Origin of the sequence: Pseudomonas sp. St290 (genome assembly GCF_018325805.1) — a bacterium.
In the GTDB taxonomy this organism is placed as follows: domain Bacteria; phylum Pseudomonadota; class Gammaproteobacteria; order Pseudomonadales; family Pseudomonadaceae; genus Aquipseudomonas; species Aquipseudomonas bijieensis.
On sequence record NZ_AP014703.1, the window covers coordinates 3,878,046 to 3,895,069 of the forward strand.

A 17,024-nucleotide genomic window follows, 5' to 3' on the forward strand; every position below is an offset into this window, starting at 1 on the left:
ATCAACCACCAACGACAGCCCCTCGGGCGAGAGCGTCTATTGGCCTAAAACACATAGTTGGCGTTGCTTTCAATTACTGACACGGAATCAGTCATAACAACAAGAGGGATGCTTGATGAAGCACAGCCGTGGGTATCGTTTGCGCTCGCAAAAAGGACCAGCCGGATATTTCTGGCTGTCATTGGTGTGCTTTTCTGGCCTGGTGATCGCCAGCTTCTTGTTGTTCGAGCAACAGATCCAGGACTTCCTGACCCATCTCAACCTGTACTTGCCCTCCACGCCTTCGCAGAAGCTCTACCTGGCGTTGCTGCTGATCGCCCTGCTGGCACTGGACGTGGTGCTGCCGGTGCCATCGAGCATGGTCGCGCTGCTGGCCGTGGCCATGCTCGGCAGCCTGGGGGGTTACCTGGCGATTTTCATCGGGTTGTGCCTGGGGGCCGGGCTGGGCTATGCACTGGGAGCAGGCTATTTGCGTCTGTTGTCCAGTCGCCTGGGCCTGCGTCAGCGCCAGCCGGGGCAATTGGCCTACCGGCTGGGCACGCTGTCGCTGATCTGCCTGCGCGGCGTCCCGGTACTGGCGGAAACCTCGGTCGTCGCCGCCGGCATGCAACGCTATCCGCTGCGTGCGTTCATCCTGGTCACCACCCTGGCCAATGCCGGCCTCGCATTGGCCTACAGCGCCATTGGCAGCTTTCTCGTCGAACAGAACGCGCTGTTGGTGACCCTGCTCGCCAGCATGGTATTACCCGGAGTCTTCATCGCTGGATACAGCCTGTTCAAAAGCATTCGCCGGCACGACGCCGGGCAACCTTTGCACGGGCGCTTCAAGGTCAGCTACGACTACCCGGTGGTGTTCACCGACCATTTGTTCGATCCGCTCAATCCCTGCCTGCACCGCCAGCTCATGGCCGGGCACAGGGGGCCGGTAACGGTGTTGATCTTCGCCGATGAGCAGTTGCTGCAAAGCGCCCCGCAACTGCTGGAACAGATCAATGCCTACTTCGCCAACCATTTTCCCGACTTGCATTTGCAGGCGCCACCCATCGCGGTCCCGGCTGGCGAAGCGAGCAAGGATTCACAGGTGTTGCAACAGTTGTACAGCGACATGCTGCAACATGGGCTGGACCGGCATTGCTACGTGTTGGCCCTCGGCGGCGGCGCGGTGCTCGATGCGGTGGGCTATGCCTGCGCCACCTTCCACCGCGGCATCCGCCTGATTCGCATCCCAAGCACCGTACTCGCCCAGAACGACGCCGGTATCGGCGTGAAAAACGGCATCAACGCCTTTGGCCAGAAGAACCTGCTGGGGGCTTTCTACCCCGCCACCGCGGTCATCAACGACTTTCAATTGCTGACCAGCCTGACCCGGCGCGACCAGATCGCCGGACTGGCCGAGGCGGTCAAGGTGGCGCTGATCAAGGACCAGGCGTTTTTCCAGTGGATGGAGCAACAGGCCGACGCCCTCGCCCACTTCGACCACGCGGCCAGCCGCTATGCGATCCGCCGCTGCGCCGAATTACACCTGGCGCACATCACCGGTGCCGGAGACCCCTTCGAACGCGGTAACGGACGGCCGTTGGACTACGGGCACTGGGCCGCCCACAAATTGGAAAATCTCAGTCACCACCGACTGCGCCACGGTGAAGCCGTCGCGGTGGGCATGGCCCTGGATGGACTCTATGCCAATGCCCTGGGGTTGTTGAGCGATGTCGACACCGAACGGGTGCTGCACCTGCTGCTCAAACTCGGCTTCTGCCTGAATCCGCCGGAGCTGGCCTTGAAAGATGCACTGGGGCGCTCCCAGGTTTTGCTGGGCCTGGAGGAGTTCCGCCAGCATTTGGGCGGGCAACTCTCCATCCCCATGCTCAGCAGGATCGGCGAGTCGGTGGATTTGCATGAAATCGATACCGCGCGAATGGAGCAGGCATTGCAGCGGCTGTCCACCCAGGTCGATCTCATGCTCACCCTGAACGAGAGCTGTGCGCAATGAGCCAGGCATCGTTGAACCTCAAGACCTGGATGACCCTCGGCCGGGTGTCCAACCTGCCCACGGTGTGGACCAACACGCTCGCCGCCGCCCTGCTGGCCAGCAGCGCCGGAGCCCTGGCGCCGCCGTCGTCCCTGGTGTGGATCCTGCTGCTGGCGGCACTGTCACTGCTGTACCTGGCCGGCATGCTGCTGAACGACCTGTTGGACGCCGACTGGGACCAACAACACGATAATCCCCGCCCTATTACCCTGGGCCTGGTCAGCCGCCAGCAAGTGCGACTGGCCACTGCGTTGTTGCTGGTGCTGGCGGCGGCCTCGCTGCTGGGCCTGAGTCGGCTGATCGAGCAACCGCACTGGCTGTTGGGCAGCGCCACCCTATTGGTAGGCTGCATTCTCGGTTACAACCTGCTGCACAAGAAGTACGCCAACAGCGTCTGGCTGATGGGAGCGTGCCGCTCGGCGCTCTACCTCACCGCGGCGGCCAGTCTGGCGATGCCACCAGAGCCGATCTGGCTCTGCGCGATTTTGCTCGGTGTCTACATCAGCGGCCTGACCTACCTGGCTCGCCAGGAACACCGTAACCAACTGATCAGCCGCCTCCCCCTGCTGCTGATGCTGAGCCCGCTGGCCTTGGCGATTTACGCAGGCAACGCCTGGTTTTGGCCGGTGTTGCTGTTATGGCTTGGCTGGTTGGGCTGGCATTACTGGCGCAACCTGGCCAACCCCCGGCAACGGCAGGTCCGGGCCTTTATCGGCGCCGGCCTGGCAGCCCTGCCATTGTTCGATGCCCTGGTGCTGGCCGTGGCTGACCAGCCATTGGGCAGCCTGCTGTGTGTCCTGGTGTTTTTCCTGCTTCCTCATTTCCAGCGCTGGATCAAACCAACATGAACACGGACGTTACTGCACCGACCTCGGCGCCCCTCGACATGCGCCACGACTGCCTGAACGAACAACGCCGGAATTTCGTCCAGTCTCTCGATGAAACCGAACGACAATGGTGGCAGCAGGCACAGACGCAGCTTGCCCAACGCCCGGACGCCAACACGGCAGCGCTGCTGGGCAGCCAATGCAAGCGCCATTTCAAGGAACGTGCCCAGCCTGGCACTGACGGCTGGAGCAACGTCCAATTGGCGCGGGCGCTGCTGCTGGCCCAGGTACTGGAACTGCAGTCCCTCGCCGGGCAAGTCCCCCTGCTACACCAGTTGTTCCTGTGGGGCGACGATCAGGAAAAGATCGCCATCCTGAAGGCCCTCGACTGGCTCGATAGCCGCGGGCAGTGCGTGGAGCTTGCACGCCAGGCCGGACGCACAAGCAACAGCCAGGTGTTCGCCGCCCTCGCCCTGGACACCGCCTACCCGTCCCGCCACTACGACGAACGAGCCTTCAACCAACTGGTGCTGAAAGCACTGGGCATGGGCCTCGATGTACGACGCCTGATCGGCTTGGCGAAACGCCAGAGCGTCACCCTCAATCAATTGGCCCTCGACCTGTTGGACGAACAACTCGCCGCCGAACGAACGGTGTCCGCCGGCCTGCCCCAAGTGATTGCCTTCGACCTGCTGAGCCCGGCGCAACGTCAGCGCCTGGCCGGCCTGGGCCAGCAACAACGCTTGCCGTCGCCATGGCTCGAGCACATGGGCGGCGCTTCGCCGAACTGATGCCCAACCGTCCCCCTGTTTTTTTGACGAGGATTCACCATGCTCAAGTACTTCGACCCGCATATTCACATGGTCAGCCGCACCACTGACGACTACCAGAACATGGCAGCCGCCGGCATCACCGGGGTGATCGAGCCGGCCTTCTGGCAGGGCCAGGCCAGGACCAGCGTCGGCAGCTTCATCGACTACTTTGACACGTTGCTGGGCTGGGAGCGTTTTCGCGCCAGTATGTTTGGCATTCATCACTTCTGCACCATCGGCCTGAACCCCAAGGAAGCCAATGACCTGTCGGTGGCCAACGAGGTGCTGGAGATTCTGCCGCGCTACCTGGTGAAAGACGGGGTGGTGGCGGTGGGTGAAATCGGCTACGACGACATCACCCCGGAAGAAGATCGCTTTCTCGCCGCCCAATTGGAGCTGGCCAAGCAATTCAATCTGCCGGTGCTGGTGCATACCCCGCACCGCGACAAGATCGGTGGCACCAAACGCACACTCGCCGTCATTCGCGAGGTCGGCATCGCCGAACACTTGGTGATCATTGACCACCTCAACGAACTGACCCTGCCCCTGGTGCTGGACAGCGACTGCTGGCGCGGCCATTCCATCTACCCCAACACCAAGATGTCGGAACAGCGCATGGTCGCCCTGCTGCAGCAGTACGGCACGGAAAAAATGGTCGTCAACAGTGCCGCCGACTGGGGTATCAGCGACCCGCTCAAGGTGCCCAAGACCGGCCAGGCGATGCTGGCCGCCGGCTTCAGTGAAACCCAGGTCGAACAGGTGCTGTTCCACAACCCGGTGGACTTCTTTGCCCAGAGCGGCCAGCTGGACAAAGCCCTGGTCGGCACACCCCTGCCCATCGATCAGCGGCGGCAGTGGCAGGACAACTCGGCCTTGCGGGGCCAGGAGCCGGTGGTCAAATGAGTGCCCGCACGGGTTGGACAGCCACGCAGATCGGCTATTGCAGTAACGTGCACCCGACCCGTGACCTGGGCGGGTTGCGCGCATCCATCGAGCGGCATTTCCAGAGCGTACGGACACTGCGCGGGCTGGACACCCAGGACAGCGGCCTGTGGATCAGCGCCGTTGCCGCCGCCGAACTCCAACAGGCATCGGCCCGCAAGGACTTCCTCGCCCTGCTGCAACGCAGTGGTCTACGCCTGACTTCGCTCAACGGCTTCCCCTACGGCCAATTCCACCACGGCGCGGTGAAAGCCGAGGTCTACCTGCCCAGTTGGGCCGACCCGCAGCGGCTGGCGTACAGCCTGGATCTGGCGCGGATTCTCGCCCAGGCCCTGCCAGTCGACTGTTCCCAGGGGGTGATCTCCAGCGTGCCGCTGGGCTATGCCGCCCACTGGAGTCCGACGCTACAGCAACGTGCCGAGCACCAACTGCGCGAACTCACCGCCGCGCTGGCCCAACTGCTGCGGGAGACGGGCAAGAAGATCGTCATCTGCCTGGAGATGGAGCCCGATTGCGTGCTGGAAAACACCGACCAGGCCATCGCCTTCTTCCGCCACTGGCAAGCCACCGACCCGCACCATGAACACCTGGCGCTGTGTTTTGACGTTTGCCACCAGGCCGTGATGTTCGAAGACTGCTATCAGTCACTGGACCGATTGCGTCAGGCCCAGGTACCCATCGGCAAGATCCAGTTATCCAATGCGCTGATTTGCCGGCTACCTGAGGACGCGCATCGGCGCAAACAGGTGCTCACGACCTTGGGCGGATTTGCCGAACCCACCTACCTGCATCAAGTGAAAGCCCGCGATGGGCAGGAGCGATTATCAGCCTGGGCCGACCTCCCCGCGGCCCTGGATTATTGTGAGCGCAATGGCCCCTCCCATCCCGAACTGAGGATTCACTTCCACATTCCGCTGTTCAGCGAACACCTGCTGTTGCCCGAACTCAGCGGCAGCCAGGTCGCCCTGGCGCAGACCTTCGACTTTCTGGCCGACCATGGGGATTTTCGCCCCGTACTGGAAGTGGAAACCTACAGCTGGGGCGTCCTGCCCAGCCAGTTGCGGCCCACCACCGAGCACGCCCAGCTCCAGGGCATCGCGGCGGAGCTGCATTGGGTCGAGGAGCAGTTACGGCAGCGCCAGTTGCTGCAACCCCAAGCACTGGAGGCCTGCGCCGATGCCCTCTGATCCTGCGCGTCAGCCGCTGCTGCTGATCAACGTGGTCGGCCTGACCCCCGCGCTGCTGGGTGCCGCGACGCCGTGCATCAATGCCCTGTTGAAAACGGCCAAGATGGCCACGTTGCAACCGGTGTTCCCGGCGGTCACCTCCACCGTGCAGGCCTCGATTCTCACAGGGCTGGCACCGTCGGACCACGGCATCGTCGGCAACGGCTGGTATTTTCGCGACCAGGCCGAAGTGCGTTTCTGGCTGCAACCCAACGCACTGATCCAGGGGGAAAAGGTCTGGCAGGCACTCAAGCGCCAGCACCCCGGGTTTCGCTGCAGCCAGTTGTTCTGGTGGTACAACATGTACGCGGACGTGGACGCCGCCATTACCCCACGGCCGCATTACCCGGCCGATGGGCGCAAGGTGTTCGGCCTGTACTCGACGCCCGCCTCGTTGCATGAGCGTATCGAGCAGCAGATCGGCGAATTTCCCTTTCCGGGCTTCTGGGGGCCGGCGGCCGGCATCGCCTCGAGCCGCTGGATCGTCGATTGTGCCATCGCCGAATTCCAGCTCGACCGACCCGACCTGCAATTGATCTACCTGCCCCATCTCGATTACAGCCTGCAACGCCTGGGGCCCGATCACCCGTCGATTGCCGATGAGGTACGGGCCATCGACAGCGAAGTGGGACGTCTGCTGGCCTTTGCCCAAGCGCAAGGCGCGGCGGTGATGCTGCTGTCCGAATACGGGATCGAAGCCGTCACCCAATCCGTTTCCATCAACCGCTTGTTACGTGCCGAAGGCTTGTTGCAGGTACGCCAATCGCTGACCTGGGAGTTGCTCGATCCGGGCGCCAGTGCAGCGTTTGCCGTGGCCGATCATCAGGTCGCGCACATCTACGTGAAGCATGCGCACGACATCCCGCGCGTCAAGGCGCTGTTGCAACGCCAGGCCGGCATCGAGCAGGTGCTCGATAAAACCGAACAACGCGCCTGGCAACTGGATCACCCCCGCAGCGGCGAGCTGGTGGCCGTGGCCGCCGCCGGCTGCTGGTTCGATTACTACTACTGGTTCGACGATCGCAAGGCACCCGACTTTGCCCGCACCGTGGACATCCATCGCAAGCCGGGCTACGACCCGCTCGAGCTGTTCATCGACCCGGCCATTCGCTTCCCGAAACTGAAAGTGGCGCGCCGCCTGCTTCAGAAAAAGCTCGGCTTTCGCTACTACATGGACCTGATTCCGCTGGACACCCGCCTGGTCCGCGGCAGCCACGGACGGCTGCCCACGAGCGAGAAGACCGGTCCGCTACTCATCACCAATTGTGATCTGTCGTTACCGCAGCACCTTGCGGCCACGGCGGTGAAGCAACTGCTCCTGGAACACTTCCGGGGGCACCCTCATGCCGATACGGCGAATGCCAAGGAGCTTCCATGCGGCGAACCATTTCCATCACTGTTCTAAGTGCCCTGGCCGGATTGGCCCAGGCACAGGACCCCAACAACTTCGATTGCAGCAACTTCCTGCAGTTTGGAGCAGACATCAACAAGACTCGGACCGAGTTTGCCCAGAGTCCCGAGACCATGGCCTGGAACTGGTTCGCCTGTCTGAACAAGCCCAGCACCGCCCAGAGCGGCAACCTCGTGTGGGAGACGATGAAGCCCTCGGACCAGGTCTACCTTCCCAATGGCGCCCCGCCGGGGCCCTATGAGACATCCGCACCGCTCCCGGCCGAGGTGGTGACACAAGCCAAGGCGCAGGGCCTAGACCTGTCCCGCGCCTTCCATAACCTCAACGCCACCCAACAGGTCGATGGCTTGATCCTGCAAATGGGCGGTGCCGTGCCCGACGCCCAGCAGGGCAACCCGGTGCGTTTTCAGTTGCTGATGGGCAAGGACACGTTCGACTACATCGTGCAGAAGCAGGTCTACAACGTGAACGGCCAGGCCGCCCTGGCCAACGACCTGAGCTTTCCACCCACCGCCTGGGAGCTGAAAGCCGCGTGGCTGTGGATCGGCTCGGACACAACCTACCGGCAAACCCTGGTTAACGACGGCTACTACGTCGCCCAGGCGTATTACCAGCAGGACGGAAAATACCAGGTCGGCTATGCGGCACTCAGTGGCCTGCATGTCGTCAACAAGCTGAACAGCAGTTGGGTCTGGACCACCTTCGAGAATATCAACAACAGCAAGTACACCGTGACCAATGGGCCAACGCCTGCGCCGATGACCAACACCACCGGGCCGACAGCGGCCGCCAAGCCGGTCAACGCCAGCTTCCAGGCCAATATCCCGACCCTGTCGAAGTACGAACTGATCGGGGTCGAGTTCCAGCCCATCACCCAGGTACTGGCCAATTCGCAGCTGGAATCGGCGTTTCAGAACACCTCGTCCTGCCTGGCCTGCCACAGCACCGCTGCCTACTCGAACGACGACGGATACTTCAATTTCGCCCTGAATCATGGGGGCGGCATTGTCTATCCGACAGCCCCGCTGCCAGCCTCAGATTTCGACGGCTACAAAAAACTGGACTTTGTCTGGTCGCTGAAACGCGCCCAGTGGCAACGCTAAGGAGCATGACATGAGCGTATTGAATTTCCCCCGCATCTACCTCAATGGCCATATGTTCTGGAATCCACCCACGGCCAACAACAATGATGTGTTCCCGCTGTATGACGCAGTCAACATGGACATCAACTGGCCGTTCATGAGCCACTTCGACATCACGCCCAACAACGCCCCCACCCAGTTGATGCCCTGGGTCATCAACCCCTTGGCAATGGACGCTCTGCCAACCTATGTGCTGCAGGTGCCGACCAATGCCAACCCGAAAGCCTACCCGTACATGCCCGCCGAATGGGATCTGTTTGGCGACAATGCCTGCGGCACGGTGAGCTACAAAGGCACTCGCTCAACGATTATTGGTGGCGAGCTGCAGGCCAACACCTACATCACCCAGGATGCGCTGGTCGGCAGGGACTACCAACTGCTAGGCAATCCCTTTGGCAGCAACACTCCGACGGCCGCGCGCTTTGTGGATGTCAGCCCGTGGCAGAACACCTTCACCGCGTTGTATTTCGACAAGCTGATACTGGGGGATACCACATGTGGCCTGACCCTCAATCGCCAATATCGGATGATGGATCGCTTCCTGAATTTCAACTGGGGTGCCTTCGGTGGCCTGGTGTATGTCACCACCACCTGGCAGACCTGCTTTCCCAAGGAGAACCTGGAATGGGTCATCGGCGATTCGGCGCTGTTGAGTAACCTTCAACAGCAGATGACGCAACAAGGTGTACAGGGCTTGATGTTCCGGTTCTCCACCTACCTGACCTGCTACGACAGGAACGGTGTTTTCAACGACTTCCCGTACGTCAACACCCATTCCAACGCCCCCACGGATACGGATCGTGTGCAAGCGATGTATCAGAAGGGCCTGGACAACGTTTCCAGTATTTTCTTCAACCCCGCCTACAGCCGCACCGCCGCGACCCTGGGCCTGTGGCTCACTGACGAATATCCCACCGCCCCCGCCGGCCTGCGCCTGGTGCCCGCGCAGCCTGTAGCGGTTTCTCAACCAGGCAAGGATCCCCAAAGCACCACACTGGGCGTGGTGTCGGCACAGATTACCGACAACACCCTGTCACTGGATCTGGCTAACACTTTCCCGTTCTATCCGGTGGCCCCCAAGGCCGATATCCTGACCGCTGAAAAATTCCAGGCCGGCGACTACAAACTGGGGGTTCTGCAGAATCAACAGTTCAACCCGGTGGTCAGCTTCGGTTTCGACCAATACAACCAGGCCGCCTTCGACAAACGCTCCGGCCTGCTGGACTTCGCCCTGACCGACGCCGACAAGGCAGCCTTGCAGTCCGGCCCCCTGGCGCTGCAAGTGCAGCCCCCGGCCCAGGATGCACCGAAAATCGCCGCCACCCAGCAGACCTGGACCGCCGAGGTCATAGAAAGCGGCAGTTTCATCGACGTGGGCGACCACAAGACACTGAACATCATGGTACAGAACAATGGTGTGCCGGCCCGCAACACCACGCTGTGGGTAGCGGAATATGGCAACCCCTACATGGTGACCACCAGCGACTACTACCTGGCGTTCAGTAATGCGGCCAACTTCACGCTGTTCTACAACGATCCGACAGACCTCAACTTGAACCATGCCAATCTGCCGCAGTTCAATCATGCGCCCCCCGTATCGAACTACCTGGCCACTGGCAGCGGCCGTCGGCTTACCGCCCTGCAGAATGTGCATCGGCCGGCTAGCACACCGGTGGGGTATCAGGATTTCCTGAACGGCGAAGGCAAACCGATTGCGGTCAACTTGCGCCCTTGCCTGGCATTCGACGCCGGCATCTACGTCACCGGGACACTGAACGACTACCAGGCCACCCAGGTGGATTACTCCTATGTAACGACCACCACCGACGACAACGGCATCGCCCAGGTGAGCTTCAGGGCCGTGGCCCCGGGCTTCCCGACCTTGCGTTTTTTCGTCAAGGAAGGTGACAGCGATCCGCTCATCCCGTTCAGCTTTCCGCTACCCCAGGCCTACATCGACTTCCTCGCGCCGATACGCGTCCTGCCCGTGGACATGCAGTTGCAACAGGATTTCATCAACACCTGGAACGCCATCTACAAGGACCAGGACGCCGCAACGCAGCTATGGAACCAGTTCCTCTACCCCCGCATCCTGCAGACCTTCTATTACCTGTACCCCATCATGAACAAGTTCATGCCGCTCAACTCCCAGGCACGCGTCGAAGGCGCCATCGACCAGTTGATTGTGCTGATCAGCAAGGAGTACCAGGAAGAAAGCACGCTCTCGATGCCCATCACCCGCGACATGTCGCAAAGCCGACGCGCGGTGCTGGAGCTGTGGGCCAAGAAGCTGGTCAAGCGCGGCTATCCGCCCATGCCACTGAAGATGAGCGATTACGACAACCTCTGACCGTGTAGGAGCAAGGCCTGCTCGCGATAAGGCACCTCGGTCCTGCGAATGACCGCGTGACCGTTCATCGCGAGCAAGCTTTGCTCCCACAGGCTCCACAGTGTCACTCGATACTTTTTCAAAGGAATGAGTCATGAAAAACAGTATCTTGAACCGGCTGCTGTTGTTGATCCTGCTGTTCAGCCCTGCCCTTTTCGCCCAGGACAGCGGTGCCGTGTACTTCACCATGGGCGTGCACAACACCGAGGGCTGCAACGAACAGAACGGCAACTGTATCGCCAAGCGTGCCCCGGGCGACCCTTCCGATCCGTTTTTTCCGGCGTTCTGGATCAGCGACTGGACCATGTACCGGGTGATGCACAACTACGAAAAGAACCCGCCGCCCTACAGCAATCCGCCCTCCACTCTCACCCCGGCGGACTACACCGTCTCCCGAGGGACCAGCTACTACGACACCACCTACATCCCGGCCGATGGCGATGGCTTCGGCGCGATGATGGAACACTATGAGAAGTACTGCCTGCCGATCTTCCCGATCAAGAACAATAACTACACCTGCTCCTTCGTGTCCCTGGGCAACAAGGCCTACTTCCTGACCTACCCGCAGGATCGCCCCAAGGACATGCCGGCCTGCTGCATGTTCTCGCCGATGAATCATCCGCCGCGGCAAGACTTCATCCAGCACCTGCCCTACAGCGCCGAGCGCAGCCAGAACCTCGACGCCAGTGTGCAGGCCTACGCGCTGGACCTTCAATCGCCCCAGGGGCCGATCCTGTTCGGCTATGCCTTCTACAAGAAAATGACGGGGCAACCGCCCTACCGGCAGCCGCAATCGTTCTTCTTCTCCGGTGACACCAGCGTCGCCAATGCCCCCATCGTCAGCCAGAACTACACCAACTTCCGCATCGCCAAACCGGACCCGGCCCAGACCTGGGCGCAGGTGGCCGCGATGTGCCCGGCGAATCCACCGCCCTGCCAACTGTTCGAGCCACCGGCCTCACAGAGCAACGGCCAGAAGGCGCAGTGGAACAAGCTCATGCAGCGTAAACCCTGAGCAATGACGGAGGATCGCCATGAACACTTCACTGCGTTTCACCTTGGTCCTGCTGGGTTTGACCAGTCTCCCGGCCCTGGCCCTGGAACAATCCCGGGAACACGCCATGCCACGGGCGCAGGCCACGAACCTGAATTGCCAGCCGCCCAGCACAGCGCCAGCGGCCAACGCCAGCCAGGATCTGTTCGATCAATACAGCTGGCAACTGTTCATCGCCGTGAACTGGCCCGCCCAGGCGGGGCAGCGAGGTGATCCCGACTGCAGCAAACAACCGGGGGATCCTGGCTACACCGTCTGGCAGACCTACAAGACCGTGGAGGAAACCTTCCTGCCACGCGGGGCCGATCCAGGCCCTTGGAACACCCCGCAGCTTGCCAAGAGCCTGGGCATCATCAACATCGCCGCCTTGAAGAACAGCTCCCAGGTCAATGCCGTCGACCAGGCCGTCGGCGGCTGGCTGATCGACCAGGCCGGCAACCCGACCTACTACGATATCTCGGCCAACGAGACCTCCTATAACTACATCGTCGCCAACCGGTTCTATAACGCCGATGTGGTTTCCAAAGCCAACAACATCAACTTTCCCTACGGGGTCATCGAGGTCAAATCGAGCTGGCGCATTCTCACCCCCAACGACAATGCCAGCCGCTACCTGACCATGTTTGCACGCGTGGCCACGTTCGACGACCAGGGCCAGCGCAGCGGTGTCACCGAGGCCTACCTGGGGCTGGTGGGGCTGCACGTCATCACCAAGGTGAACGGCTATCCGCAGTGGATCTGGTCGACCTTCGAGCAGATCGACAACGTTCCACCCAAAGTGCAGGTGAACGGCGTATGGGTTGACCAGCCAACATCCGGCACGGCGTATTCCTACTTCAACCCCAGCGCTCCGGCAGCCACCCTCAACCAGTCGCCCTGTGACTGGCAGACCCAGGGCACGCATCTGGTCTGCGTGCCAAAACCCGGTACCACCTTCCAGACCCCGAACCCGCTGAACCGCGTCACGCCGATCGCCGAGATCACCAACGAGGTCAACGCCCGTTACCGCAGCGACCCGGGCCTGCAACGCAGCGTCTTGAAGTACTACCAACTCATCACCACCCAGCGCCCGCTGATGCCGGACAACCCCAGCAACCCACTGGGCCAGCCGACACCGGCCCTTTCGGCCAACGTGACCATGGAAAGCTACATCCAGCACAACAGCAGTTGCATGAATTGCCATTCCATGGCGACACCGGTCAAAAGCCCCTACAAGGCCGACTATTCCTACCTGTTCAAATTCGCCAATGCGCCTGTCGGTAAAACCATCAAGGACGAGGAATAAAACATGAGCATCCTGAACGGACCACGGCTGAATTTCTGGGGCGGCATCCGCACCGACGTCAGCCTGCCGAACAACTCCCCGACCATTCCTTACGATGGCAACGATCACTGGCCGCTCTTCGACCTGACCACCTCGACCTTGGCACCAGGCGCCCAGTCCTACACCGACGACCAGTTGAACAACATGATCAATGCCCCCACCGGCAACTACTACACCGCCGGGGGCTGGAATCATTACGGACAGCATGTCGTCGACATGCAGAACGCCTTGATCAGTTCCCAGGGCATCCCTGGCAGCATCAGCACCACCGGCGACCTGGTAGGCCAGGCCGTCTATTTGCTCGGCTCGGTGGACCCGGTGACCGGCCAGGGGCCTGTTTCCGGCCCGATGATGGTGGACCTGGACCCCACCGCCTCGACGACCACCCAAATCTTCGTTGGCGGCCTGCAAATCGGTGGCAACGACAACATCCAATTGCTGATCCGCAGCAACACCGTGTGCAGCAGTTTCGACGTGGCGGGACGTGTGCTGCTGCCGAAAAAAATGGACGCGCCGGGCTCTTTCCACGCCAGCGGCACGTTTCAACTGACCTTCCCCTTGAGCAGCATTGTCAGTTGGAACCAGAACAGCAGCGGCCTGCGCTCGATCATTCAGGCACCGGGGGCGACAGGCATCGTCCTGCGTTTCGTCATGTTCGAAATGTGCCCCACGATGACCACCGAACAACTGGACGCCGACTACGCCGCCGGCAAGTACACGCCCAACCCGAGCATCGGCCGGGTCATCGGCACACTGGCGCCAGCCTTCGCCGACGAGCCCCTGAACTGCCAGCCGGGCCGGCAACTGGTCAACCAGAGCACGGACAACGCCGGCTATGCCGACCTGGGCAACAGCGGTTACCTGAGCATCGACATGGTGAACGTCATTCCGAAGGAAACCTTCCGGGCCGTCAGGGACGACATCACCAGCCCGATCGGACCCAACGCCAATTACGGGACCGTGACCATCAGCGCCGGCTCCACCACCCTGACGACCCTCGACCCGACCAGTAGCCCTCTGGTGGACTACTACGTGTATGGCGGCATCGTCGACCTGCCCCTGACCGCCAGCCAGCAGCAGACGGTGCGCACCGGCGCCCTGGCGATCAACGCGCCGGGCACGGTCGCCGGGACCACGTTGCAAGCCACCGAATCGACCTATCGGATCTATGCCGACCAGCGCAACGTCTATCTGGAGGACTACCCCAACGGCCTGTCGATCACCCTCCAGGTCAGGTACCTGGGCGGAGCGGTCCCCAGCACCACCGAAATCGGCCTGCAGGCAATCCCGGCAGCTGATCCCCCCGTGTATAAAGAACCGCAGTACTGGGACTTCCTCGACTACCCTGATTCCCTGACGGTCAGCGCCGGCCAGCTTTCGGTCAGCTTCCCCGTCACCGTCAAACCAGGCAGCGCCGCCCAGGCGGGTTTCGTCGCCCTGACCTGCACGGCCAATGGCCTCGACAGCAGTGCTTACTTCACCAACTTTCGCAAGTACGCCCAGACCGACTTCGGCATTCCCTCGGGCACCACCATCACCTGGCCGCTGATGTACCCCAACGTCCTGCGCTTTCACTACCTGGCGTTCCCCGCCATGTCGCGCTATATCCCGCTGAATCAACCCGACGCCATCATGGGCGCCAAGAACCCCATCCTCGCCCGCACCTCGGATGCCTACAAAGGCACCACGCTGCTCATGCCGGTAGTGCGCTCGATGTCGCCCTGCCAACGAGCGTTGCTGCGGGCCTATCTCACCGGTGAGCCCTGGCAACCGCCGCAATGAATGCGTCCCCCTTTTGTTCATGGAGAGAACCTATGTCCGTTCCCTTTCAAATTCCCGTGCATCCCAGCGAAGCCCTGCGTCCCAGCATCTTCATCGTCGAAGACTTGCTGAACCCTCGCGGCCTCTGCCGGCAGGCCGACGGCAGCTTGCTGCTCACTGAAGCAGGCTCGGGGTTGCCCGACCAACCCTTCAGCGGCCGTATCAGTCGACTGCGACCGGATCCGCAGCGGCCCGGCGCCTACCTGCCCCGCGAAACACTGGCCCACGGTTTTCGCGCCATGAACATGCAGGCACGCATGTTGCGCGATGAAATCATGGGGGTGTCGGACATCGCCTGTGGTGATGGACGCTGCCTGGTCAGCCAGACCGATTACGTCGCCGGCTCCAAGCTGCTGGACCTGCAATTCACACCACCCGAGCCGGTCTTCCATAGCCGCGGTAATCTGAACGCGCTGTGCTACCACCCGACCCGCCGCAGCTGGCTGGCCGTCAAGCCCGATACCAATCAGTTGGTGGAGTTCGCCATGGGCCAGGAGGAGCGCGTACTGGCCCAACTGCCCGAACTGGATCAAGGCCAGGAAGCCGTTCCCGTGACCCTGGTGTACGAACCGGCGACAGACGCGGTACTGATCAGTCTGTTCTCGGGCGAACTGCATGGCGAACCGAGCCGCAAGGGCATCGACTTTGCCGAGAAGGCCGGCCAGGTGATCCGGGTCTGGCCCGCCAGCGCCAAAATCGACGTCCTGATTCGCGGCCTGCAACTGCCCACCGGGCTGGCCTTGCGCCCCAACGGCAATCTGCTGGTGCTGGAACTCTGCGAGCGCCTGCAGCAACCGCTGCTCCCCGACTGGAACGGCGAACCCCTGCATGGTGGCTTTACCCGGTTCAGTGGGCGACTGCTGAGCTGCGACTTGCAAACAGCCCAGGTCACGGTGCTCGCCCGCGACCTGGATACACCTTCCAACCTGTGCCTGTTACCGGACGCGGTACTGGTCAGCGAAGGCATGGGACTGGTCGGGCGGCCACTGCCTACGCCAGATGGAAGCGTTGTGCCGTTAAGTGGCAAACTTCGTCGAGTGCAACTCTGAACGAACACTCAAGACCGAAGGCAAAAAAAACGGCGCTTACCCTTCATGGGATAAGCGCCGTTTTTCTTGACTCAGCCAGCAGTGACCGTCATGCCTCCATCCGCCATGACAACCGAACCAACGATGAAGCTGGCACGGTCCGACGTCAGGAACGCCACCACCTCGGCAATTTCTTCCGGCTGTGCGGCGCGACCGATCGGTGCGGCCTCACCATGCTGAGCGAGGAATGCCGGGCCGTCCTCGACCACGTCATTGAGAATATTGGTGACCACATCGCCAACGCCGATAGCATTGACACGGATGCCATGTTCGATGGCTTCCAGCGCCAGGGTGCGGGTCAACTGCGCCAGGGCGCCCTTGGACGCGGTGTAGGCGGCAATGGTCGGGAAGGCAAAATAGGACGCGTAGGACGCAATATTGACGATGGCACCCGACTTGTTGGGCATCATCGCCTTGACCGCTTCGCGGGAATGCAGGAAGGCGGCGGTGGCGTTGACCGCCTGGATGCGCTCCCAGTCCTGGCGCGTCATATCGATGACCAGCTTGTTGATGATGATCCCGGCATTGTTGACCAGGATGTCCAACCGGCCGAACTGCTCGACGGCCAGGCCGACCGCGCGCTCGGCAGCACCATCCTCGGTGATGTCGGCCTCCAGCGGCACCAGCCCCGGACGGGCCAGCTCATGGACGGCGGGGTTGATGTCTTCCGCGACCACCTTGGCGCCGCGGGCGTGCAGCAGCAATGCGATGGCCTTGCCGATGCCACTGGCGGCGCCGGTGACCAGTGCAACCTTGCCTTCGACTTCGTGGGGAATGTTGTGTTGGATATCGGTCATGATCGCTCTCCTGCGTGAGCGGGCAGACGAGACATTCGCCAGCCCGGCGCCCGTGGGCGCTGTCGTTATCGACGGCTTCACTTTCTCGCAACGACGACTGCCGGGCTTTCGCAGGTTTGCTGGGACTGTCGGGGTTTTGCGCGAATCTGCCCAGATAATGCT

Annotated in this window: 13 protein-coding genes; 12 read left to right on the forward strand and 1 reads right to left on the reverse strand. The window is 61.8% G+C overall.

The window, feature by feature from the left end; translation table 11 throughout:
• The first annotated feature begins 115 nt into the window (after positions 1 to 115).
• The 12 genes from PBDP_RS16950 (at position 116) to PBDP_RS17005 (ending at position 16,026) form a co-directional block, all read left to right on the forward strand.
• Complete coding sequence (locus PBDP_RS16950) at positions 116 to 1,990, forward strand: 3-dehydroquinate synthase (RefSeq protein ID WP_212800996.1); 1,875 nt, start codon at positions 116 to 118, stop codon at positions 1,988 to 1,990.
• Positions 1,987 to 2,877 (forward strand): UbiA family prenyltransferase, encoded by an 891-nt coding sequence (locus PBDP_RS16955; RefSeq protein WP_116832625.1) that lies wholly within the window; start codon positions 1,987 to 1,989, stop codon positions 2,875 to 2,877. Before PBDP_RS16950 ends, PBDP_RS16955 begins: the two co-directional genes overlap by 4 nt.
• Positions 2,874 to 3,647 carry an EboA domain-containing protein gene (locus PBDP_RS16960; protein WP_116832626.1) on the forward strand — a complete coding sequence of 258 codons (774 nt, stop codon included), beginning with the start codon at positions 2,874 to 2,876 and terminating at the stop codon, positions 3,645 to 3,647. Before PBDP_RS16955 ends, PBDP_RS16960 begins: the two co-directional genes overlap by 4 nt.
• Before the next feature lie 39 nt (positions 3,648 to 3,686).
• Positions 3,687 to 4,571, forward strand: a complete 885-nt coding sequence (locus PBDP_RS16965) for a TatD family hydrolase (RefSeq protein WP_109753112.1) — start codon at positions 3,687 to 3,689, stop codon at positions 4,569 to 4,571.
• Positions 4,568 to 5,797: a metabolite traffic protein EboE gene (gene eboE / locus PBDP_RS16970; protein WP_212800997.1), complete on the forward strand. Its 1,230-nt coding sequence runs from the start codon at positions 4,568 to 4,570 to the stop codon at positions 5,795 to 5,797. The genes PBDP_RS16965 and eboE overlap by 4 nt, the downstream gene beginning before the upstream one ends.
• Entirely contained in the window at positions 5,787 to 7,241 is a 1,455-nt protein-coding gene (locus PBDP_RS16975; protein WP_116832628.1) for an alkaline phosphatase family protein, read from the forward strand. The genes eboE and PBDP_RS16975 overlap by 11 nt, the downstream gene beginning before the upstream one ends.
• On the forward strand, positions 7,211 to 8,350 hold the full coding sequence (locus PBDP_RS16980) for a hypothetical protein (RefSeq protein ID WP_212800998.1): 1,140 nt from the start codon (positions 7,211 to 7,213) through the stop codon (positions 8,348 to 8,350). Before PBDP_RS16975 ends, PBDP_RS16980 begins: the two co-directional genes overlap by 31 nt.
• Before the next feature lie 10 nt (positions 8,351 to 8,360).
• Positions 8,361 to 10,739 carry a hypothetical protein gene (locus PBDP_RS16985; protein WP_109753116.1) on the forward strand — a complete coding sequence of 793 codons (2,379 nt, stop codon included), beginning with the start codon at positions 8,361 to 8,363 and terminating at the stop codon, positions 10,737 to 10,739.
• Positions 10,740 to 10,872: 133 nt separating this feature from the next.
• Complete coding sequence (locus tag PBDP_RS16990; protein WP_109753117.1) at positions 10,873 to 11,793, forward strand: hypothetical protein; 921 nt, start codon at positions 10,873 to 10,875, stop codon at positions 11,791 to 11,793.
• Between the two features lie 19 nt (positions 11,794 to 11,812).
• Entirely contained in the window at positions 11,813 to 13,117 is a 1,305-nt protein-coding gene (locus PBDP_RS16995; protein ID WP_212800999.1) for a hypothetical protein, read from the forward strand.
• A 3-nt stretch (positions 13,118 to 13,120) separates the two neighbouring features.
• On the forward strand, positions 13,121 to 14,938 hold the full coding sequence (locus PBDP_RS17000; protein ID WP_212801000.1) for a hypothetical protein: 1,818 nt from the start codon (positions 13,121 to 13,123) through the stop codon (positions 14,936 to 14,938).
• A gap of 32 nt (positions 14,939 to 14,970) precedes the next feature.
• Complete coding sequence (locus PBDP_RS17005; protein WP_212801001.1) at positions 14,971 to 16,026, forward strand: hypothetical protein; 1,056 nt, start codon at positions 14,971 to 14,973, stop codon at positions 16,024 to 16,026.
• A gap of 71 nt (positions 16,027 to 16,097) precedes the next feature.
• Here PBDP_RS17005 and PBDP_RS17010 read toward each other — a convergent pair whose 3' ends face one another.
• Positions 16,098 to 16,862 carry an SDR family NAD(P)-dependent oxidoreductase gene (locus tag PBDP_RS17010; RefSeq protein WP_109753121.1) on the reverse strand — a complete coding sequence of 255 codons (765 nt, stop codon included), beginning with the start codon at positions 16,860 to 16,862 and terminating at the stop codon, positions 16,098 to 16,100.
• Positions 16,863 to 17,024: the final 162 nt, after the last annotated feature.